This window comes from Shinella yambaruensis, from assembly GCF_022899355.1.
GTDB lineage: Bacteria > Pseudomonadota > Alphaproteobacteria > Rhizobiales > Rhizobiaceae > Shinella > Shinella yambaruensis.
The window spans coordinates 162370-183276 of sequence record NZ_JALJCK010000009.1 but is presented as its reverse complement, the minus strand read 5'-3'; the positions used below and the strand labels follow the sequence as shown (position 1 = coordinate 183276).

The window sequence follows — 20907 nt, the reverse complement described above, 5'->3', positions numbered from 1 at the left end:
CCGCTAGTTATGCGAGAGGGCGGTTTCGGGCCGCATCGTCAGGTGTTTTCCATTGTGGCCGGTGATCGTGACCGGCACAAGGTCGCGGGGCTTGAGGCCCGCGGCATCGACGAGCGTGAAGTTTTCCGTGTGGGCAAGGCCGTTGTTCTCGACGAGGATCATCTCCCGCTTTCCGATCATGGAATCGAGATGGGCCTCGGCGAGCCGTTTTCCAGTCTCGCGCAGGCGGCTGGCGCGGTCCTTGACCAAAGCGCGATCGAGCTGCGGCATGCGCGCGGCCGGCGTGCCGGGGCGCGGGCTGTAGGGAAAGACGTGCAGATGGGCGATGCCGCAGTCTTCCGCAAGCCGCGCCGCATTGGCGAACATGTCTTCCGTCTCGGTCGGGAAACCGGCGATCATGTCCGCGCCGAAACTGGCATCCGGGCGAAGCGCGCGCACCCGCCCGCAGAAGGCCCGCGCATCGGCGCTGGAATGGCGGCGCTTCATGCGCTTGAGGATCAGGTCGTCGCCATGCTGGAGCGACAGATGCAGATGCGGCATGAAGCGCGGCTCGTCGGCGACGAGGTCCCAGAGGTGGTCGTCCGCCTCGATGCTGTCGATCGAGGAGAGGCGAAGACGCCGGATGTCCGGCACCTGCTTCAGCAGCGCCTTGGCGAGAGAGCCGAGGCTCGGCCGGCCCGGCAGGTCCGCGCCGTAGCTGGTGGCGTCGACGCCGGTCAGCACGATCTCGCAGTAGCCGCTCTCGGTGAGTTTTCGCGCCTGTTCGACCACCGCGCCCATCGGCACGGAGCGGGAATTGCCCCGGCCATAGGGGATGATGCAGAAGGTGCAGCGGTGGTCGCAGCCGTTCTGCACCTGCACGAAAGCGCGCACATGGCCGTCGATCAGCTTCACCATCTGCGGCGCGGTCTCGCGCACGCTCATGATGTCGTTGACGCGCAGCTTCTCTTCCGCCGAAACGCCGAAATCCGGCAGCGCGCGATAGGCGGCGCTTTTCAGCTTCTCCTCGTTGCCGAGCACCGCATCGACTTCCGGCATGTCGGCAAAGGTGTGCTTCTCCGTCTGCGCCGCGCAGCCGGTGACGATGATGCGGGCATGCGGATTGTCCCGTCGAGCCCGGCGGATCGCCTGGCGCGCCTGGCGCACGGCCTCGCCCGTCACGGCGCAGGTGTTCACCAGCACGGCATTGTTCAGCCCCGCCTTCTCGGCCTCGGCGCGCATCACTTCCGATTCGTAGGTGTTGAGCCGACAGCCGAAGGTTATGACCGCAACGCCGCTCAAAGGGCGGCCGCCTCGGCGTCATCCCGGCGGAAGGCGCCGGTCGAAGGATCGAGCATGCCCGACCATTCCCATTCGGCCGGCCCGGTCATGACGACGTGATCGTCCCCGCGCCATTCGATGGTGAGCACGCCGCGGTTCGGGCTGCTGGCGACGGTAATCGCGACCTTGCGGCCCGTGCGGCCCGTGCGCGCGCCGGAAACGCCGGCAGCGCAGGCGGCCGAGCCGCAGGCGAGCGTCAGGCCGGCGCCGCGCTCCCAGGTGCGGGTCGTCATGGCAGTGGGGGACGTCACCTGCGCCAGCGTGATATTCGCCTTTTCGGGGAACATCGGATGGTTTTCCAGCAGGGGGCCGAAGCGTTCGAGATCGAAGCTCATCGGATCGCGGTCGACCCAGAAGACGGCATGCGGATTGCCCATCGACATGGCGGCCGGCGAATGCAGCACCGGCGCGTCGATCGGCCCGATCTGCAGTTCGATGCGGCTCGTGTCGAAGAACTCTTCAGCGAGCGGGATGCGGTTCCAGTCGAAGACCGGCCTGCCCATGTCGACGGAAATCGTGCCGTCCTCGTGCTCTACGGCATTCAGGATGCCGGCGACGGTCTCGAAGGTGAAGACCTTCTTGCCCGTCTCGGCTGCGAGCGCCTGCACGACGCAACGCGTACCGTTGCCGCAGGCCTGCGCCTTGGAGCCATCGCAATTGAGAATGTCGATGAAGGCATCCGTTCCATCGACCCGCGGATCGTGGATCGCCATGATCTGGTCGAAGCGGGTGGCGGGGTCGGCGTTGAGCGCGATCGCCGCTTCCGGCGTCACGACATCGCTGCGGCCGCGCATGTCCACGACCAGGATCATGTTTCCCAGTCCGTTCATCTTCGCGAAATCGACCGTCTTTGTCATTACACTCTGCCCATCCGGGCCGAACGCACCCGTTGCGGCCGTATATGGCGGAAAGTCCCGCGGATTTCCAGTGCCTTGCTCAGACCGCGACAGCGGGAACATCGAACACTTCGCCCGGCCGCAGTGCGCGAAACCGTTCGCGGGCGATGCCGGCCGCATCGAGCGCCGTTTCCAGCGCGGCGAGCGGTTCGTCGATCGCCTCGTTCGTCAGCCGGAAGGTGCCCCAATGGTGGCCGGCCACATAGGCCGCACCGGAGGCCACCATGCCCTGAACCGCCTCGTCCGGGTTCTGGTGTTGCGGACGCATGAACCAGCGCGGCTCATAGGCACCGAACGGCAGGTTGGCGAGGCGGATCGGCCCATGTTTCTCGCGGATTGCCCGATAGTTGATGCCTTGGTGAAAGCCCGTATCGCCGACATGGTAGATCTTTCCGCCCGGCGTCTCGATGAGAAAGGCGGACCAGAGCGCCAAGCGCCGGTCGCCGAGCCCGCGCGCCGACCAGTGGTGGCAGGGCTCGCAATGGAGCGTCACCCCGTCAGCCACCGTCAGCGCGCTATCCCAGTCCATGGTCGTTATGCGCGCCCTGTCGACCGTCGGCACGATGATGCGATCATTGCCGAGCGGCGTGACGATCCTGCAATCGTCCCGTTCGGCGAGCGCTTTCAGCGTCGCAAGGTCGAGATGGTCGTAATGATTGTGCGTGACGAGCACGAGGTCGATCTTCGGCAGGTCGGCAAGGCGGATGCCCGGTGGATTGACCCGTTTGGGCCCGGCGAAGGTGAACGGGCTTGCGCGGTCGCTCCAGACCGGATCGGTCAGGATATTGAGGCCGGCGGTCTGGATGAGCAGCGCCGCATGGCCCGCCAGCGTTACGACGAGGCGACCGCCGGCGATACGCGGTTCCGGCACGGCTGATGGAAAGGGGCTCGGCCAGTCGAGCGGCCAGGCAGAGCGCCCGCCCCCGAACTGCCAGCGCATCAGCTCGAAAAAGCTGTTCGGCTCCTCGCCGTTCGGGTTGAAGAAATGCGTGCCGTCGAAATGGTCGCTGAGCGGCCCGTCATAATAGCGCTTGGCCGCAAGGCTGCGGCTCGCAAAGCCCCCGCCGGCGAGCGTCGCCAGCGCACCGATGCCCGACCATTTGAGGAACGTCCGACGGTTCATCGGCGAAAGATAGGTCGCGCCCCGTCGCACTGCAATGCGCCGGCGCAGACTCGCGTGAATTTTACGTCCGGCCCATCGTATGGATCGGCGCAAAGCAGCCGAGGATCAGGCGCTTTGAATCGAAGGGAACGTATGCCGGTATCGCTTTCATACGCGGGTCGGTGCGCATCCTCGCCTCGGCGGCATCGAGCGTCGCCTTGTCGGGCCAGACCTGCCAGGTGAAGACGATCTTTTCGCCCGGCTTCGCGTCGACGGCGCGGCGGAAATCGGTGTGAGCGCCATCGGGCACGTTGTCCTCCCAGGATTCGACGATCTCCAGGCATCCATAATCCTTGAGGATCGCCGCGCTGTTTTCCGCCCACCGGAGATAGGCCTGCCTGTTTTCCGCGGGCACGGGGATTACCAAGCCTGCAATGTACATGAGCGAAACTCCTCTCGAGCACTGCGCGCCGGCATGATCCGGTGCGTCCTTGACTTTCCGACCCCTTTGCTGTTTAAGCCGCCGCATCCGCGACAAGTTACGATGCTTGAAGCCGCCGACCGGGACCCATTGAGGTATAAAGAGATCCCGGAGGTCAACACCCGACAGCGCGATGCGCCCTCGGGTGCTTTTCGGCTTTTCGTCTTGTTTTTGGCGCGGATGGAACCGATGTTTCCGCCAGACGTGGAAACAAGAAGGAAGACGTGATGTTTGAAACACTCCAGGACCGCCTTGGCTCCATTCTCAATGGACTGACAGGCCGTGGCGCGCTCTCCGAGGCCGATGTCTCGGCGGCGCTGCGCGAGGTCCGCCGTGCGCTTCTCGAAGCGGACGTGGCGCTGGAAGTGGTGCGCTCCTTCACCGATGCCGTGCGCGAAAAGGCCGTCGGCGCGGAAATCCTGAAGTCGATCAAGCCCGGCCAGATGGTCGTCAAACTCGTGCATGACGAGCTGGTCTCGATGCTCGGCTCCGAAGGCGTCTCGATCGACCTCAACGCCGCCGCCCCCGTCGTCATCATGATGGTGGGCCTGCAGGGCTCCGGCAAGACGACGACGTCCGGCAAGATCGCCAACCGGCTGAAGACGCGCGACAAGAAGAAGGTCCTGATGGCCTCGCTCGACACGCGCCGCCCGGCCGCGCAGGAGCAGCTTCGCCAGCTCGGCGTACAGGCCGGCATCGATACCCTGCCGATCATCGCCGGCCAGTCGCCGACCGATATCGCCTCGCGCGCCGTGCAGGCCGCAAAGCTCGGCGGCCATGACGTCGTCATCCTCGACACCGCCGGCCGCACCCATATCGACGAGCCGCTGATGATCGAGATGGCGGAGATCAAGCGGAAGTCCAATCCGCACGAGATCCTGCTCGTCGCCGACGCGCTGACCGGCCAGGACGCCGTCAACCTCGCCCGCAATTTCGACGACCGCGTCGGCATCACCGGCCTGGTGCTCACTCGCATGGACGGCGATGGCCGCGGCGGCGCCGCCCTTTCGATGCGCGCCGTCACCGGCAAGCCGATCAAGCTGATCGGCGTCGGCGAGAAGATGGGCGAGCTGGAGGAATTCCATCCCCGCCGCGTCGCCGACCGCATTCTCGGCATGGGCGACATCGTCTCGCTCGTCGAGAAGGCGGCGGAGAACATCGACGCCGAGAAGGCGGCCGCCATGGCCGCCAAGATGGCCAAGGGCAAGTTCGACCTCAACGACCTTGCCGACCAGCTGCGCCAGATGCAGAAGATGGGCGGCATGGGCGGCATCATGGGGCTGATGCCCGGCATGGCCGGCATGAAGGACAAGATGTCCGCCGCCGGTCTCGACGACAAGCTGTTCGGCCGCCAGATCGCCATCATCAACTCGATGACCAAGGCCGAGCGCGCCAATCCCGACATGCTCAAGCATTCCCGCAAGAAGCGCATCGCCGCCGGCTCCGGCACCGATGCCAGCGACATCAACAAGCTTCTGAAGATGCACCGCCAGATGGCGGACATGATGAAGATGATGGGCGGCAAGAAGGGCGGCATGATGAAGCAGATGATGGGCGGCCTTGCCAGCAAGATGGGCCTTGGCGGCGGCATGGGCGGCATGCCCGACCTGTCCAAGATGGATCCGAAGCAGCTTGAGGCGCTCGCCAAGCAGGCGGAAGCGGCCGGCATCAAGCCGGGCAGCCTGCCGGGCCTTGGCGGTGGTGGCCTTCCGGGCCTCGGCGGCGGACGCCTGCCCGGTCTCGGCGGCCTTCCGGGCCTTCCCGGCCTGCCGAAGAAGAAGTGAGGGGACGCGGCATGACGATCGATCCGAAGGTCAAGCAGCAATTGGGGGAATACCGGCAATCGATCGACAATATCGACGCTGCCCTTGTGCATATGCTCGCCGAACGCTTCCGCTGTACCCAGGCGGTGGGCGTGCTGAAGGCGACGCATGAACTGCCGCCGGCCGACCCGGCGCGCGAGGAATACCAGATCGAACGCCTTCGCCGCCTTGCGAAGGATGCCAATCTGGATCCGGATTTCGCGGAGAAGTTCCTGAACTTCATCATCCGCGAGGTGATCCGGCACCATGAAGCCATTGCCGCTGAGCACAGCGGCGCAAACCAGAACACCGCTTGAGAAAAGCGGCTCACGTCACATCCAAGGAGTAATGACATGTCCCTGAAAATCCGTCTCGCCCGCGGTGGCTCCAAGAAGCGCCCGTACTACCAGATCGTCGTTGCCGACGCCCGTTCGCCGCGCGACGGCCGCTTCCTGGAAAAGCTCGGCTCCTGGAACCCGATGCTCGGCAAGGACGACGCGGGCCGCGTGCAGATCGACGCCGACCGCGCCAAGGAATGGCTCGCCAAGGGCGCCCAGCCGACCGACCGCGTTGCCCGCTTCCTCGATGAGGCCGGCGTCGTGAAGCGCGAAGCCCGCAACAACCCGGACAAGGCAAAGCCGGGCAAGAAGGCGCTCGAACGCGCTGCCGAGAAGAAGCAGAAGGAAGAAGACGCCGCTGCTGCCGCCGCCGGCGAATAATCCTTCGCGGCTTTTCCAGAAAACGGGCGGCGTGTTTCATGCCGCCCGTTTTCATTTGGAGCCTCGGCATGAACATAATAAAGCCTAGGCGTCCCGAAACACACGGAACCGAACCATGGCGAAACTGGAAAATCCCGTCCTCATGGGCACCGTCGGCGCGGCACAGGGCCTGCGCGGCGAGGTCCGCGTGAAATCCTATACGATCGACCCGACGGCGATCGGCGACTATGGCCATCTCCATACCGAGGACGGCCGCTCCTTCGAGGTGCTCGAAGTGCGCGAGGCGAAGAATGTCGTCGTGGTGCGCTTTCGCGGCATCAACGACCGCAATGCCGCCGAGGCGCTTACCGGCACCGACCTCTATATCGAACGTGACAACCTGCCGGACGAGGAACTGGACGAGGACGAATTCTTCTATGCCGACCTCGAAGGGCTGGAAGCGGTCGATACCGCCGGCCGCAGCCACGGCAAGGTGACGGGTATCTTCGATTTCGGCGCGGGCGACCTTCTCGAACTCAAGGGGCCGGGCAAGCGGCCCGTGCTCATTCCCTTCTCCGAAGCGGCCGTGCTGGAGATCGACCTCGAAGGCGGGCGCCTTCTGATCGACGCCGTCGCCGCCGGCCTGGAGGATGACGGAAACGACGGCCCGGGCAGCCGGCGCCGCCGTCCGCCGCAAGACGACGACGGAGAGTGACGTGGCTTTCCGCGCCACCATCCTGACGCTCTATCCGGAGATGTTCCCGGGGTTTCTCGGGCAGTCGCTCTCCGGCAAGGCCCTCGCGCGCGGCGACTGGGCGCTCGACTGCGTGCAGATCCGCGATTTCACCACCGATCGCCACCGCACGGTGGACGACACGCCGGCCGGCGGCGGCGCCGGCATGGTGCTGAAGCCGGATGTGCTTGCCCGCGCCATCGACCACGCCTCTGAAGGCGACAGCCGCTCGCGCCTGCTGATGAGCCCGCGCGGCCGCCCGTTGACGCAGGCCCGCGTCCGGGAGCTGGCGGCAGGCGACGGCGCCGTCATCGTCTGCGGCCGCTTCGAGGGCGTCGACCAGCGCGTCATCGACGGGCGGCAGCTCGAAGAGGTCTCGATCGGCGATTACATCCTCTCCGGCGGCGAGCCGGCGGCGATGATCCTGCTCGACGCCGTGGTGCGCATCCTGCCGGGCGTTATGGGCAATGCGCTTTCGGGCGAGCACGAGAGCTTCGAGGGCGGGCTGCTGGAGCACCCGCACTATACCCGCCCGCAGGTCTGGGAAGGCATGGAGATCCCTGGCGTTCTCACCTCCGGCCACCACGCGGCGATCGAGAAATGGCGGCGCGAGGAGGCGGAACAGTTGACGCGCGCGCGTCGGCCCGATCTTCTCCCCGCTCAGCCCGTCACGAAATAATAGACCGTCAGCGCGAGGCCGACCGCGACCACAAGGCCGCGGATGACCGGCTGCGGCACGCGCCGCGCCGCCCAGACGCCGGCATAGCCGCCGATCGCGCCCGCCGGCACCATGACCGCCGCCTGCGGCCAGCCGACCACGCCGCCGCTGGCGAAGACGACGATCGCCATGGCCGCGATGACGACGGCGACGAAATTCTTCAGCGCGTTCAGCCGGTGATAGTCGCCGCCCTTGGTGAGGCCCAGCACGGCGAGCGTCATGATGCCCATGCCCGCACCGAAAAAGCCGCCATAGATCGAGGTGATGCCCTGGAGGGCGAGGCCGAGCGGCGAGATCGGCTTTTCCGGGCTCAGCGTCCTGGGTTTGAGATAGGGTCCGGCCGCGAAGATCGCGGTCGCCGCCAGCAGGAGCCACGGCACCAGCGCGCGAAACGAGGGATTGGAGAGCGAGAGCAGCAGCATGGCCCCGGCGAAGCCGCCGACAAGCGACAGCGCGCCGAGCAGCAGCGCTTCCTTCCAGTCGGCGCGGATTTCCTTGGCATAGGCGAGCGTCGAGGTGACGTAGCCGGGAAACTGGGTGATCGAGGAGGTGGCGTTGGCGACGATCGGCGGCAGGCCGGTCAGTGTCATCGCGCCGAAGGTCAGGAACGTGCCGCCGCCGGCGATGGCGTTTACCACGCCGGAGAGGAAGCCCGCGATGAACAGAAAGATGGCGTCGACAACGGTCATGATGCTTCCCCGGCACGGCAGCTGTGGCCGCGCCCTCCTCAAGCGCGTGATAGCGTGGCGCCGGAAGGGCGGCAAGGCCGAAGAACCGCCCTTCCGGCGCGGTTTCTTTTGCCGTTGCGGCATGCCGCGCAAAAATGCGCAGCGGTTTTGCGACAGCGGCATACGCAAAACCAGAGCTTTGAAGCGCAAGGAGGGTATCGGAAAGCTCGCCATGTGCTTTAGGGGATGACAAGCCGGTTCGTTTGGTGTATTGGCCCGCACGGATTTGGGATTACTCCCGCCGACCTGCAATCAAAGAATGGCGAATCCGCTCCGTCCGGCAACGGACTAACCTTAGAGGCCATGGCCCAGAAGGTGACCGTCGAGCGCTCTGGCTGTTTCAGAAGAACCAGAAGGTTAGACCGATGAACATCATCCAGCAGCTTGAAGCCGAACAGGCCGCGAAGATCGAAGCCAAGCGCACCCTCCCGGAATTCTCCCCGGGCGACACCGTCCGCGTCAACGTGCGCGTCACGGAAGGTTCGCGTACCCGCGTGCAGGCCTATGAAGGCGTCTGCATCGCCCGTTCCGGCGGCGGCCTCAACGAGAGCTTCACCGTTCGCAAGATCTCCTACGGCGAAGGCGTCGAGCGCGTCTTCCCGATCTACTCGCCGCTCGTCGAAAGCGTCGACGTCGTGCGCCGCGGCAAGGTCCGCCGCGCCAAGCTCTACTACCTGCGCGATCGCCGCGGCAAGTCGGCTCGTATCGTCGAGAACACCGGCACGCGCGCCCGCAAGCTGAACGATGCCGAGCGCCAGGCCATTGCCGAGGAAAAGGCACGTCTCGAGGCCGAGAAGGTGGCAGCCGCCCAGGCGCTCGCCGCTGAAAAGGCCGCAGCAGAAGCTGCCGAGGCCGCAAAGGCCGCGGAAGCCGCCGCCGAATAATCCGGCAGCCGCATCCATTCGAAGAAGCCGTCGGCCTTGCCGGCGGCTTTTTTGTTTTACGGAAAAGCCTTTGCACGCAAGCGCCGTGCTTGCCTCCCTGCCTGAACCTGTGAGAGTGTTCCGCCGCCACAATTTCAGGAGCCTGTTTCGATGTTTTCCCGCCGCGCCGTTCTCGCAGGCCTTGCCGCCGCCGCCCTCATGCCCGCTCTCGCCTTCGCCACGGACCTGCCCGACCTCGGCGGCAAGACCGTCGTCGTCGTCACGGAGAACGCTTACCCGCCGCTGCAGTTCGTCGATCCGAAGTCGGGCGAGCAGATCGGCTGGGAATATGACGCGATGAACGAGATCGCCAAGCGGCTGAACTTCAAAGTCGAATACCAGAACGCCAGCTGGGACACGATGATCCAGGCGGTCTCCGACAACCAGTACAATATCGGCATGACCGGCATCACCATCAAGGACGACCGCAAGGAGAAGGTCGACTTCTCCGACCCCTACATGCGTTCGCAGCAGTTCATGCTGGTGCGTGGCGACGAGGAACGCTTCAACGACGCGAAATCCTTCGCGGCGCTAAACGACGGCCTGATCGCCGCCCAGCCCGGCACCTCGCCCTTCTACACCGCCGTCTATGAAATCCTCGACGGCAACGAGCAGAACCCGCGCATCAAGCTGTTCGAGACCTTCGGCGCGACCGTGCAGGCGCTGCAGGCCGGCGATGTCGACCTGGTGCTTACCGACAGCGTCGCGGCCAAGGGCTATGTCGACGCCTCGGGCGGCAAGCTCAAGGTGGTCGGCGAGCCGCTCGGCACCGAGGACTTCGGCTTCATCTTCCCGAAGGGCTCCGATCTCGTCGCCCCGGTCAACGCGGCGATCGCGGCATTGACGGCGGACGGCACGCTGGAAAGCCTCAACAAGAAGTGGTTCCTCGACTACAAGATGGGTGAGTGACGGGCAGCCATGGCTCCCGCTTCCCCTGATACGGCGAAGGGCGACTATCCCTGGTGGCTGGTCGCCCTCGGTGTCATCGCGCTGGCGCTTGCCGGCGTCATCATTGCCAATGACCTCTACAGGCAGGTGTTCAGCGTCGTGCTGAAGGGACTGTGGGTGACGATCTTCGTGACCCTCGTCGCCTTCCTGCTCGCCACCCTGCTCGGCCTCGCCGTCGCCCTGATGGCGCTCTCCGAAAGCAAGGTGCTGCGCCAGATCGCCCGCTTCTACACGGAGGTGATCCGGGGCGTGCCGGTGCTCGTCCTGCTCTTCTACATCGCCTTCGTCGGCGCCCCGGCGCTGGTGGCGGTGATCAACTTCGCGATCGGCCCGCTCCTTGCCGCCGGCTACCTGGAACCGGTGCAGGTGCGCGACCTCTCGCTGATGTGGCGGGCGATCATCGCGCTGATGATCGGCTATTCCGCCTTCATCGCCGAGGTCTTTCGCGCGGGCATCCAGTCCGTCGACAAGGGGCAGATCGAGGCCGCGAAGGCGCTCGGCCTGTCGCGCTTCCAGCGCTTCCGGCTCGTCGTCTTTCCGCAGGCCGTGCGCGTCATCCTGCCGCCGCTCGGCAATGACTTCGTGGCGATGGTGAAGGATTCCTCGCTCGTCTCCGTGCTCGGCGTCGCGGACATCACCCAGATGGGCAAGGTCTACGCGTCGGGCTCGTTCCGCTTCTTCGAGACCTATTCCATCGTCGCCTATGTCTACCTCATCCTGACCATCGGCCTTTCCCTGGCCCTGCGGGCGCTGGAAAGACGTCTCCGGCGGACGTGATCCCTGCGCGCGCGGATGATCAGACGGTCGCCGCGCATCAACTTGCCGTGCCGTCAAAAAATCGTTATATGCGGGGCATGGAATCCAAGTTCGGATGCACGGAAAAGCATGTCGTCGTGCTGCAGGATCACAAGCGCCTGCCGGCACGCTTCTTTGCGCGTGTCTTCGGCGCGCTTATCAGCCGCCTATCCTGATCGCTCTCGATCCTGCGAGCCACGGGCTCGCCAAATTCCTGTACCCTAAACATACCAAGCGGATGAAGAGCCATGAGCGCACCCCGTACCCTCTATGACAAGATTTTCGACGACCATATCGTCAGCCGCCAGGAAGACGGAACCTGTCTTCTCTACATCGACCGTCACCTCGTTCACGAAGTGACGTCGCCGCAGGCCTTCGAGGGCCTGCGCATGGCCGGGCGCAAGGTGCGCGCGCCGGAAAAGACGCTCGCCGTCGTCGACCACAACGTTCCCACCTCGCCGGACCGCCACCAGGGCATCAAGAACGAGGAAAGCCGGATCCAGGTCGAGGCGCTCGCCAAGAACGCCGCCGATTTCGGCGTGGAATACTATTCCGAAAAGGACGTGCGCCAGGGCATCGTGCACATCGTCGGCCCCGAGCAGGGCTTTACCCTGCCGGGCATGACCATCGTCTGCGGCGACAGCCACACCTCCACGCACGGCGCGTTCGGCGCGCTGGCGCACGGTATCGGCACCTCCGAGGTGGAGCATGTCCTCGCCACCCAGACGCTGATCCAGAAGAAGGCGAAGAACATGCTGGTGCGCGTCGACGGGAAGCTTCCCGAAGGCGTGACGGCCAAGGACATCATCCTTGCCATCATCGGCGAGATCGGCACCGCCGGCGGCACCGGCCACGTCATCGAGTTCGCCGGCGAGGCGATCCGCTCGCTCTCGATGGAAGGCCGCATGACGATCTGCAACATGACGATCGAAGGCGGCGCCCGCGCCGGCCTCATCGCGCCGGACGAGACCACCTTCGAATACATCAAGGACAAGCCGCGCGCGCCCAAGGGCAAGGCGCTGGAAATGGCGCTCGACTACTGGAAGACACTCTACACCGAGGAGGGCGCGCATTTCGACCGCATCGTCGTGCTCGACGCCGCCAACCTGCCGCCGATCGTCTCCTGGGGCTCCTCGCCGGAGGACGTCGTCTCCGTCGAAGGCGTCGTGCCGAACCCCGACGATATCGAGGACGAGACCAAGCGCTCCTCCAAGTGGCGCGCGCTCGACTATATGGGCCTGAAGCCGGGCACGAAGATCACCGACATCGCCATCGACCGTGTCTTCATCGGCTCGTGCACCAACGGCCGCATCGAGGACCTGCGCGCCGTCGCCGCCGTCGTCGAGGGCAGGAAGGTCGCCTCCACCGTCGACGCCATGATCGTCCCGGGCTCCGGCCTCGTGAAGGAGCAGGCGGAAGCCGAAGGCCTCGACAAGATCTTCAAGGAAGCCGGTTTCGACTGGCGCGAGCCGGGCTGCTCCATGTGCCTCGCCATGAACGACGACCGCCTGAAGCCGGGCGAGCGCTGCGCCTCCACCTCGAACCGCAACTTCGAGGGCCGCCAGGGCTTCAAGGGCCGCACGCATCTCGTCTCGCCCGCCATGGCCGCGGCCGCCGCGATCGCCGGCCACTTCGTCGACATCCGCGACTGGAAGTGATCACGGCTTCATCGCCATCGTGATAGAAGGCCGGGAGCATGCTCCCGGCCTTCTCGTTTGAAGGAGAGATTCCCGTGAAACGCCTCCTCCTCCTCCGCCACGCCAAGTCCGCCTGGCCCGAGGGCGTCGAAGACCACGCCCGCCCCCTCGCCGATCGCGGCCGCCGCGGTGCCCCGCGCATGGGGGCCTATATTGCGTCGGAAGGCCTCGAGCCGGATTTCGCGCTGGTCTCCTCGGCCCGGCGCACGCAGGAAACCTGGGCCCTCGTCTCGCCGGCCCTCGCAAAGCCTTGCCCGTCCCGCACGGTGGCGTCGATCTACGAAGCCGAACCGGCGGCCATCCTCGCGGCGATCCGGCAAGCGCCGCCGGAGAGCGAGACGCTGCTCGTCATCGGTCACAATCCGGGTTTCGAGGATGTGGCGGCCTTGCTCGCACCACAGGGCGAGGCAACGGCACTGGCGCGGCTACGGACAAAATTCCCGACGGCGGGGCTTGCCGTCATCGCTTTCGACATCGAGACATGGACGGACATTGCGCCCGGAGCAGGCCGGCTCGAAAGCTTCGTGACGCCGAGGACGCTGCCATAGACGAAACGGGCGGCCAAGCCGCTCCAATGCAGCCATCAGCGCGTATCAGCGACGCCCGTCACCCCACCCTCCACGTCATGCTCGGGTCAAGCCCGAGCATGACGTGGAGAGGTTTTGCGGTTTGGCTGGCTTAGAACGTCGCCGTCATCGGATCGGGACCGATGCGCTTGCCGTCCTTTTCGAGGCTCGCGAAGGTCGCCATGTCCTCGTCGTCAAGCTTGAAGTCGAACACCTTGAAATTCTCCACGATGCGCGACGGCGTCACGGACTTCGGGATCACCACCAGCCCGTTGTCGATGTGCCAGCGGGTGATGGCCTGCGCCGGCGTACGGCCGTGTTTTGCCGCGACCTTGGCGACGACCGGGTTTTCCAGCAGCGTGCCCTGGCCGAGCGGGCTCCAGGACTGGGTGACGATCCGGTGCTTGTCGTGATAGGCGCGGGCCTCCTTCTGGGGGAAGTCCGGATGCAACTCGATCTGGTTGATCACCGGGGTGATGCCGGTCTCGTCGATCAGGCGCTGCAGGTGCTCCGGATAGAAGTTGGACACGCCGATCGAGCGGGCGCGGCCTTCCTTCTGGAGCTGGATGAAGGCCTTCCAGCTGTCGACATACTGATCGCGCTTCGGCGCCGGCCAGTGGATGAGGTAGAGATCGACATAGTCGGTGCCGAGCCGCTTCAGGCTGGCGTCGAAGGCCTTCAGCGTCGCATCGTAGCCCTGATCGGAATTCCAGAGCTTCGTGGTGAGAAAGATCTCCGAACGGGCAATGCCGGAGGCGCGGATGCCCTCGCCGACGCCCGCTTCGTTCTCATAGATCGCGGCCGTGTCGATATGGCGATAGCCGGCGTCAAGCGCGGCCTTGACCGCGGTCACGGCCGTGTCGTTCGGGGTCTGCCAGACGCCGAGGCCGACCTGGGGAATGCTGTTGCCGTCGTGAAACAGGATTGTCGGTTGATCGCTCATCAGAATCTCTCCGTGAAAAAATGGCGTGCTTGAACCCGGGCGGGTTTCCCGTGGCGCCTTGAAGCCCGGCGACGGTCGAGGCTGATATAGGTTCCGCATCGCAGCATTTCAGCCCACCTCGGTAAAATCCTCAGAGCACCCGCACGACCGTGCCGCGCCGCAGATGCGGCAGGATGCGCAGCATGTCACGTTGTGCAAGGGCGATGCAGCCGGCCGTCGGCTCATAGCCGGGGCGGATGAGGTGGAAGAAGATCGCCGAGCCGGCATGGCGGCGGCGCGCGGTCACGTTCCAGTCGAGCACCAGGCAGATGTCGTAGAGCTCGTCCTTGCGCTGCATCTCCTCATGGCTCGGCTTGAAGGGCGCGCGGACAAGACGGTTGTAGGACGGATGCTTCGGCGCGTCGCACCACAGCATGGCGGGTCGGATGCGCCGGAGCGGCAGGGCGCTTTGCGGCTGGGGCAGCCGGTCGCCGCGCAGGAAGCCGGAGAGAAGCGGCATGGCGGCGATCGGCGTCGCGCCGTCGCCCTCGCGCTTGCGGCTGGTTCGCCCGGAGCGGCCGATGGCGGCGGGCAGGCGCAGGGGGCCGACCTGGACGATGGCGCGGGTCTTCCTGCCCGGCGCCGGGCGCACCAGGATCGTCTTCACGCAATGTTCAGCAGATGTGATCCGGCTCATGTCGCTCCGCCATATTCGCGCCTTGTGGTAACCTGACTGGCTAAGCCATGGGCGGGCTTGCCAAAAGTCCCAATTCCCTTACTTTCCAGAGGAATGCCGAGAGGTAAAGCATGACATCCCGCACAATCCTTCTTGTCGATGACGACAACGACCTGCGCGAGACGCTCGTCGAGCAGCTTTCGCTCTACGAGGAGTTCTCGACGCTCGAGGAAACCACCGCCGGCAAGGGCATACAGACCGCCCGCGCCAATCAGATCGACCTCCTGATCATGGATGTCGGCCTGCCGGACATGGACGGTCGCGAAGCCGTGAAGCTGCTGCGCAAGGGCGGCTTCAAGGCGCCGATCATCATGCTGACCGGGCACGACACCGATTCGGACACGATCCTCGGCCTCGAGGCCGGGGCGAACGACTACGTGACCAAGCCCTTCCGCTTCGCCGTGCTGCTCGCGCGCATCCGCGCCCAGCTGCGCCAGCACGAGAGCAGCGAGGACGCCACCTTCACCGTCGGCCCCTATACGTTCAAGCCCGGCCAGAAGCTGCTGACGCTGGAAAACGGCCAGAAGATCCGCCTGACGGAGAAGGAGGCGGCGATCATCCGCTACCTCTACCGCGCCGACCAGAAGGTGGTGACGCGCGACGTGCTGCTCGAAGAGGTCTGGGGCTACAATTCCGGCGTCACGACCCACACGCTGGAGACCCATGTCTATCGCCTGCGCCAGAAGATCGAGCGGGACCCTTCCAATGCGGAGATTCTCGTGACAGAGAACGGCGGTTACAAGATCGTACCTTAGCTTTTCACGCAACTCCCGGGCGGAAAACCGCTTTACACTTTTCCGGACTTGCTTTTGAGGAACGCCCGCCGTGGGTCTCAGCGACGACATCGCCCTTCTTTCCCGCGTGCCGCTCTTCGCCGGCCTCGCCGACGACAAGCTGCGGCTGATGGCCTTCGGCGCCGAGCGCCGGCGGCTGGTGGAGGGGCAGACGCTGTTTCGCGAGGGCACCTCGGCCGATTGCGGCTTCGTCGTCGCCTATGGGGCGTTCCGGCTCACCTCGACGCTCCGGGACGGAACGACGCGCGACGAAGGCACGGCCGGCGCCGGCACGCTGCTTTCCGAGCTCGCGATGATTTCCGCCGTGGAGCGCAAATATACGGCCGTGGCGACGGAAGACAGCGAGGTCATCCGTATCAACCGCCCGCTCTTCCGCCGCATGCTGGAGGAATATCCCGACGTTGCCGTTCTCGTGGACGCGCGCATCCGCGAAAACCTTTCGGCGATGATCAGCCAGATGCGGGGGCTTGCCGGGCGGTTTGCCTGAGGCAGGCCCCTCATCCGGCCTGCCGGCCACCTTCTCCCCGTAAACGGGGCGGAGGGATATGCCGCACCGATTTCCCCAACAAATACCCGTTTGTGAGGCACGTCCCCTCTCCCCGCCTGCGGGGAGAGGGTTAGGGTGAGGGGCAATCCCTTAAAAATCGAATTCCGCAATCACCGGCACATGGTCGGACGGCCGTTCCCAGCCGCGCGCCTCGCGGATCACCGCGATGTTGCTGAGATGCGGCTCCAGGTCGGCGGAGGACCAGATGTGGTCGAGGCGGCGCCCCTTGTTGGCGGCGACCCAGTCGGCCGAGCGGTAGCTCCACCACGTATAGAGCTTTTCGTGGGCCGGCACCTTGCGGCGCATGAGGTCGACCCAGGCGCCCTTGGTCATGACGTCGATGAGGCCTTCCGTCTCGATCGGCGTGTGGCTGACGATCCTGAGGAGCTGCTTGTGCGACCAGACGTCGTGCTCCAGCGGGGCGATGTTGAGGTCGCCGACGAGGATCGAGGAAATGCCGGCCTCGGCCTCGGCGTGCAGCAGCTTCATCTCCTCGATAAAATCGAGCTTGTGGCCGAATTTCGGGTTGATCAAACGATCCGGCTCGTCGCCGCCGGCCGGCACATAGAAATTGTGCAGGCGGATCGATTTGTTCCGATGGTGAAAGAGCACCGAGACATGGCGCGCATCGCCGACGCCGCAATAGTCCCGCCGCTCGACGAGTTCGGTCAGCGGCAGGCGGGAGACGGTGGCGACGCCGTGATAGCCCTTCTGGCCGTGCATGACGATATGCTCGTAGCCCAGCGCCTTCAGCGGCTTGGACGGAAAGAGATCGTTCGGACACTTGGTTTCCTGCAGGCACAGGATGTCCGGCGAGAAGGTCTTCAGGAAATGCTCGACGAGCGGCATGCGCAGCCGCACGGAGTTGATGTTCCAGGTCGCAATCGAAAGTGCCATGCCATCGCCCTCAAAAACACCCGGCCCGTTTTCACGGGCCGGTCGGGGCGTCTTAGCGCATGAAGGGCGAAACGGAAAAGGCCCCTGGACCGAATTAACCGCCCTTGTTGCGCACTTCGTCGTAAGGAATGGAAAAGACCTTGTCGTCGAGCTTCACGCCGGTCTTGACGTTGAAGATCATCACGGAGGTGTCCTTGCCCTGCGCGTCGGTGATCGTCCACTGGCGCAGGTCGTAGGTCTTGGGATCGAACATCATGGTGATGGTCGAATCGCCGAACATGTTCCTGTCGCCGAGCACGATCGTCGTCAGGTCCGATTCTTCCTTCACGCTGCGCACCATCTTGGCGGAAAGGTCGATCTTCTCGCCGAGCAACAGGTTGAGCGGCGTCTTGGAGAGCGGGTAGAGATCCCAGGTCTTCAGCTTGCGATTGCCGATGACGACGGCCTTGCCGTCGGCGATGACGCGCATCGGCGAGGGCTCCTCGTAGTTGAAGCGGATCTTGCCGGGACGGTAGATGTAGAACTTGCCGCCTGTCTGCTCGCCGCGCGGGCCGAACTGCACGAACTCGCCCATCATCGTCTTCACCGAGGCGAAGTGATCGGCGATCTTCTGGGCGGCGCCGCTCGCCTGCGCGGAGGCGTCGGTGGGGGCGAGCGCCGAAAGGCCGGCGGCAAGCGTGAAGGCCATCAGGCAGGTGAAGCTACGGCGCGTCAGCGTTCCGGTCGCGCGGCCGTTCTCGGATCGGATCATGTCGGTCTCCTTCATGCGTTTCTCATGCGGGCCAAACGCGGCGCCATAATGGCGTTTCGCCCTGACGCGAGACTTGCCGGTGAAAACGCCGCAGGAGGCGCGCCCGTTCCCGGTCAGCGTCCCGAAATTTCATCCTCCGTCGGCACGAGGATCTCGCGCTTGCCCGCGTGGTTGGCCGGGCCGATCAGCCCTTCCTTCTCCATGCGCTCGATCAGCGAGGCGGCACGGTTGTAGCCGATGCCGAGGCGGCGCTGGATATAGGAGGTCGACGCCTTGCCATCGCGCAGCACGACAGCCACCGCCTGGTCGTAGGGATCGTCCGAATCGTCGAGATTGGCGGTTCCGGCCGGGCCATGGCCCCCCTCGCCGTCATCCTCGTCGTCCTCGGTGATCGCGTCAAGATACTGCGGCGCGCCTTGCGTCTTCAAATGCGCGACGACGGCTTCCACCTCGCCATCCGAGACGAAGGGGCCGTGCACGCGCTGGATGCGCCCGCCGCCGGCCATGTAGAGCATGTCGCCCATGCCGAGCAGCTGTTCAGCGCCCTGTTCGCCGAGGATGGTGCGGCTGTCGATCTTCGACGTCACCTGGAAGGAGATGCGCGTCGGGAAGTTGGCCTTGATCGTGCCGGTGATGACGTCGACCGAAGGGCGCTGCGTCGCCATGATGACATGGATGCCGGCGGCACGCGCCATCTGGGCAAGCCGCTGCACGGCGCCTTCGATGTCCTTGCCGGCGACCATCATCAGGTCGGCCATCTCGTCGATGATGACGACGATATAGGGCATCGGCTGGAGATCGAACTCCTCCGTCTCGTACATCGCCTCGCCCGTCTGGCGGTCGAAGCCGGTCTGCACGGTGCGGCTGATCTGCTCGCCCTTGGCCAGCGCCTGCTCGACGCGGCTGTTGAAGCCGTCGATGTTGCGCACGCCGATCTTCGACATCTTCTTGTAGCGCTCCTCCATCTCGCGCACCGTCCACTTGAGGGCGACGACGGCCTTCTTCGGATCGGTGACGACGGGGGAGAGCAGATGCGGGATACCGTCGTAGACGGAGAGTTCCAGCATCTTCGGATCGATCATGATCAGGCGGCACTGTTCCGGCTTCAACCGGTAGAGCAGCGACAGGATCATGGTGTTGATGGCGACGGACTTGCCCGAGCCAGTGGTGCCGGCGACGAGCAGGTGCGGCATCTTGGCGATGTCGGAAATGACCGGCTCGCCGCCGATCGTCTTGCCGAGCGCCATGGCGAGCCTGGCCTTCGAGGTCTCGAAGTCGCGGCTGGCGATGAGTTCGCGCAGGTAGACCGTCTCGCGGCTCTGGTTCGGCAGTTCGATGCCGATGGCGTTGCGGCCCGGCACGACGGCGACGCGGGCGGCAATCGCGCTCATCGAACGGGCGATGTCGTCGGCAAGACCGATGACGCGGGAGGACTTGATGCCGGGCGCCGGCTCCAGCTCGTAGAGCGTGACGACCGGTCCGGGACGGACATGGATGATCTCGCCCTTGACGCCGAAATCCTCCAGCACGCCCTCCAGCATGCGGGCGTTCTGCTCCAGCGCGTCGGCCGAAAGGGTCATGTCGCGCACCTGGCCCTTCGGCTCGGCGAGCAGATGGATCGGCGGCAGGGCGAAGCCATCGGGACCGACGAAAGAGGTCTGCGCCTCGCGTTCGATGCGCTGGCCGGGCTTCGGCCGGGCGGCGGCGGGAACGACGCGCGCGGTCGTCGCCGGCATGGGCGGGCGGGCCGGCGCGCGGCGCGGCGCCCAGTCGGCGGCGATGTCGTCCATGTCGTCGTCCGGCAGGAGACCGTTCGGGCGGGCGATCGGTTCGTCCATGTCGAAGGGCAGGTCGTCGTCATCGTCAACCATCGGCGGAGCGGCGACGGCGCGGCGGCCATCGAGGGAGGGCTCGACGCGATCGGCGGAGCGGGAGGGCGTGCGGGCGCGGGCCGGCTCGTTCAGCGTGCCGAACTCGTCCTCGTTGAAATCGTAGGGCTGCTCGATGCCGCGCGCCTTGCGGCGCTGGTTGGCAAGGCCGAAGATGCGGCGGAACCGCGCCTGGCCGGTGTACCAGGCATGGGTCATGGCGCCGGCAAGGACGGTGAGCGGGCCTTCCCGCTCGTCGTCGTCCTCTTCCTCGGCGATGGTCCGGGCGCGGCTCGGCGTGGGGACAGGCGCGAAATCCTCCTCGTCGTCGATCGCCACCGAGCCGATCAGGCCGGCGGAAAAGACCATCAGCCAGGCGGCGGGAATGGCGATGATGCCGCCGAGGATGCTGGCGAAGAGGCCGGTCGGATAGGCGCCGGTGAAGAGCGCGGGAAAGCGCAGGATCATGTCGCCGAAGACGCCGCCGAGGCCGGTCGGCAGCGGCCAGGTGACAGGCCCGGGCACGCAGGCGAGCGCCGCGGAGGCGAGGATCGCCCCCCCGAGCCAGGCGCCGGCGCGCGGCGGCACCCGGTTGAAGCGTCGGCCGCTGATCAGCGCCAGGCCCCAGGCGACGACCGGCAGCAGCGCGATGACGCTGGCAAGCCCGAAGAACTGCATGAAGATATCGGCGAAGACGGCGCCCGGATAGCCGAGGATATTGGCCGGCTCGCCGCTGGAGGCATAGGAGAGGCTGGGGTCGGAGACATTCCAAGTGGAGAGCGCGGCAATGGCGAAGGCAAGGCCGAGGAAGACGCAGATCCCGAGGAGGATCTGCACCTGCCGCCAGACGAATGCCGACAGAACGAAGCGGTCGTGACGGTTGTCCAGTCCTGCCGAAATGCTTCTGCTCATGGTTACAGCCTATGGTCCACGCAAGAAATCGCACCTTTTCCGCCGAATCGCGGACTGTGCCTGACTGCGAACC

Annotated in this window: 23 protein-coding genes; 13 read left to right on the top strand and 10 right to left on the bottom strand. The window is 65.5% G+C overall.

Annotated elements, in window-relative coordinates:
• Nucleotides 1-3 precede the first annotated feature (3 nt).
• From mtaB to MUU56_RS21355, 4 genes are all read right to left on the bottom strand, one after another.
• On the bottom strand, nt 4-1281 hold the full coding sequence (gene mtaB, locus MUU56_RS21370; RefSeq protein ID WP_244769296.1) for a tRNA (N(6)-L-threonylcarbamoyladenosine(37)-C(2))-methylthiotransferase MtaB: 1278 nt from the start codon (nt 1279-1281) through the stop codon (nt 4-6).
• Nucleotides 1278-2177 carry a diaminopimelate epimerase gene (gene dapF / locus MUU56_RS21365; RefSeq protein WP_244769295.1) on the bottom strand — a complete coding sequence of 300 codons (900 nt, stop codon included), beginning with the start codon at nt 2175-2177 and terminating at the stop codon, nt 1278-1280. The genes mtaB and dapF overlap by 4 nt, the downstream gene beginning before the upstream one ends.
• 79 nt (nt 2178-2256) lie before the next feature.
• Entirely contained in the window at nt 2257-3339 is a 1083-nt protein-coding gene (locus MUU56_RS21360; RefSeq protein WP_244769422.1) for an MBL fold metallo-hydrolase, read from the bottom strand.
• A 61-nt stretch (nt 3340-3400) separates the two neighbouring features.
• Entirely contained in the window at nt 3401-3760 is a 360-nt protein-coding gene (locus MUU56_RS21355) for a DUF1428 domain-containing protein (protein ID WP_244769294.1), read from the bottom strand.
• A gap of 266 nt (nt 3761-4026) precedes the next feature.
• On the opposite strand from MUU56_RS21355, the gene ffh reads away from it, so the two are divergent.
• From ffh to trmD, 5 genes are all read left to right on the top strand, one after another.
• Nucleotides 4027-5583, top strand: a complete 1557-nt coding sequence (gene ffh / locus MUU56_RS21350; RefSeq protein ID WP_244769293.1) for a signal recognition particle protein — start codon at nt 4027-4029, stop codon at nt 5581-5583.
• A gap of 11 nt (nt 5584-5594) precedes the next feature.
• Complete coding sequence (locus tag MUU56_RS21345; protein WP_064331777.1) at nt 5595-5918, top strand: chorismate mutase; 324 nt, start codon at nt 5595-5597, stop codon at nt 5916-5918.
• Between the two features lie 36 nt (nt 5919-5954).
• Nucleotides 5955-6320 (top strand): 30S ribosomal protein S16, encoded by a 366-nt coding sequence (gene rpsP, locus MUU56_RS21340; protein WP_244769292.1) that lies wholly within the window; start codon nt 5955-5957, stop codon nt 6318-6320.
• A gap of 115 nt (nt 6321-6435) precedes the next feature.
• Complete coding sequence (rimM, locus tag MUU56_RS21335) at nt 6436-7014, top strand: ribosome maturation factor RimM (RefSeq protein WP_244769291.1); 579 nt, start codon at nt 6436-6438, stop codon at nt 7012-7014.
• Nucleotide 7015: 1 nt separating this feature from the next.
• On the top strand, nt 7016-7711 hold the full coding sequence (gene trmD / locus MUU56_RS21330) for a tRNA (guanosine(37)-N1)-methyltransferase TrmD (protein ID WP_244769290.1): 696 nt from the start codon (nt 7016-7018) through the stop codon (nt 7709-7711).
• On the opposite strand, the gene MUU56_RS21325 is transcribed toward trmD, so the two are convergent.
• The gene (locus MUU56_RS21325) at nt 7693-8439 is read right to left on the bottom strand and encodes a sulfite exporter TauE/SafE family protein (protein ID WP_244769289.1); all 747 of its coding nucleotides are present in this window, start codon (nt 8437-8439) and stop codon (nt 7693-7695) included. The two genes, trmD and MUU56_RS21325, sit on opposite strands and share 19 nt — an antisense overlap.
• A 404-nt stretch (nt 8440-8843) precedes the next feature.
• On the opposite strand from MUU56_RS21325, the gene rplS reads away from it, so the two are divergent.
• From rplS to MUU56_RS21295, 6 genes are all read left to right on the top strand, one after another.
• Nucleotides 8844-9362 (top strand): 50S ribosomal protein L19, encoded by a 519-nt coding sequence (gene rplS / locus MUU56_RS21320; protein ID WP_244769288.1) that lies wholly within the window; start codon nt 8844-8846, stop codon nt 9360-9362.
• 150 nt (nt 9363-9512) lie between these two features.
• Nucleotides 9513-10310 carry a transporter substrate-binding domain-containing protein gene (locus MUU56_RS21315; protein ID WP_244769287.1) on the top strand — a complete coding sequence of 266 codons (798 nt, stop codon included), beginning with the start codon at nt 9513-9515 and terminating at the stop codon, nt 10308-10310.
• Nucleotides 10311-10319: 9 nt separating this feature from the next.
• Nucleotides 10320-11126: an amino acid ABC transporter permease gene (locus tag MUU56_RS21310; protein ID WP_244769286.1), complete on the top strand. Its 807-nt coding sequence runs from the start codon at nt 10320-10322 to the stop codon at nt 11124-11126.
• Nucleotides 11123-11320, top strand: a complete 198-nt coding sequence (locus MUU56_RS21305; RefSeq protein ID WP_244769423.1) for a hypothetical protein — start codon at nt 11123-11125, stop codon at nt 11318-11320. Before MUU56_RS21310 ends, MUU56_RS21305 begins: the two co-directional genes overlap by 4 nt.
• 72 nt (nt 11321-11392) lie before the next feature.
• The gene (gene leuC / locus MUU56_RS21300) at nt 11393-12802 is read left to right on the top strand and encodes a 3-isopropylmalate dehydratase large subunit (RefSeq protein ID WP_244769285.1); all 1410 of its coding nucleotides are present in this window, start codon (nt 11393-11395) and stop codon (nt 12800-12802) included.
• A 38-nt stretch (nt 12803-12840) separates the two neighbouring features.
• On the top strand, nt 12841-13389 hold the full coding sequence (locus MUU56_RS21295; protein ID WP_244769284.1) for a SixA phosphatase family protein: 549 nt from the start codon (nt 12841-12843) through the stop codon (nt 13387-13389).
• A gap of 130 nt (nt 13390-13519) precedes the next feature.
• Here MUU56_RS21295 and MUU56_RS21290 read toward each other — a convergent pair whose 3' ends face one another.
• Together MUU56_RS21290 and MUU56_RS21285 are read right to left on the bottom strand one after the other, a co-directional pair.
• Entirely contained in the window at nt 13520-14350 is an 831-nt protein-coding gene (locus MUU56_RS21290) for an aldo/keto reductase (protein WP_244769283.1), read from the bottom strand.
• A 130-nt stretch (nt 14351-14480) separates the two neighbouring features.
• Nucleotides 14481-15026 carry a L,D-transpeptidase family protein gene (locus MUU56_RS21285; protein ID WP_244769282.1) on the bottom strand — a complete coding sequence of 182 codons (546 nt, stop codon included), beginning with the start codon at nt 15024-15026 and terminating at the stop codon, nt 14481-14483.
• A gap of 110 nt (nt 15027-15136) precedes the next feature.
• On the opposite strand from MUU56_RS21285, the gene MUU56_RS21280 reads away from it, so the two are divergent.
• Both MUU56_RS21280 and MUU56_RS21275 read left to right on the top strand, forming a co-directional pair.
• The gene (locus tag MUU56_RS21280) at nt 15137-15820 is read left to right on the top strand and encodes a response regulator transcription factor (RefSeq protein ID WP_024271121.1); all 684 of its coding nucleotides are present in this window, start codon (nt 15137-15139) and stop codon (nt 15818-15820) included.
• Between the two features lie 70 nt (nt 15821-15890).
• Complete coding sequence (locus MUU56_RS21275) at nt 15891-16346, top strand: cyclic nucleotide-binding domain-containing protein (RefSeq protein ID WP_064331789.1); 456 nt, start codon at nt 15891-15893, stop codon at nt 16344-16346.
• Nucleotides 16347-16496: 150 nt separating this feature from the next.
• On the opposite strand, the gene MUU56_RS21270 is transcribed toward MUU56_RS21275, so the two are convergent.
• The 3 genes from MUU56_RS21270 to MUU56_RS21260 all read right to left on the bottom strand — a co-directional run bounded on the left by MUU56_RS21270 (nt 16497) and on the right by MUU56_RS21260 (nt 20834).
• A complete protein-coding gene (locus MUU56_RS21270) occupies nt 16497-17303 on the bottom strand; it encodes an exodeoxyribonuclease III (RefSeq protein WP_244769281.1) in 807 nt (268 codons plus the stop codon).
• A gap of 94 nt (nt 17304-17397) precedes the next feature.
• Nucleotides 17398-18054, bottom strand: coding sequence for an outer membrane lipoprotein carrier protein LolA (locus MUU56_RS21265; protein ID WP_398431313.1), 657 nt, complete (start codon nt 18052-18054; stop codon nt 17398-17400).
• A 113-nt stretch (nt 18055-18167) separates the two neighbouring features.
• Complete coding sequence (locus MUU56_RS21260; protein WP_244769279.1) at nt 18168-20834, bottom strand: DNA translocase FtsK; 2667 nt, start codon at nt 20832-20834, stop codon at nt 18168-18170.
• Nucleotides 20835-20907 lie beyond the last annotated feature (73 nt).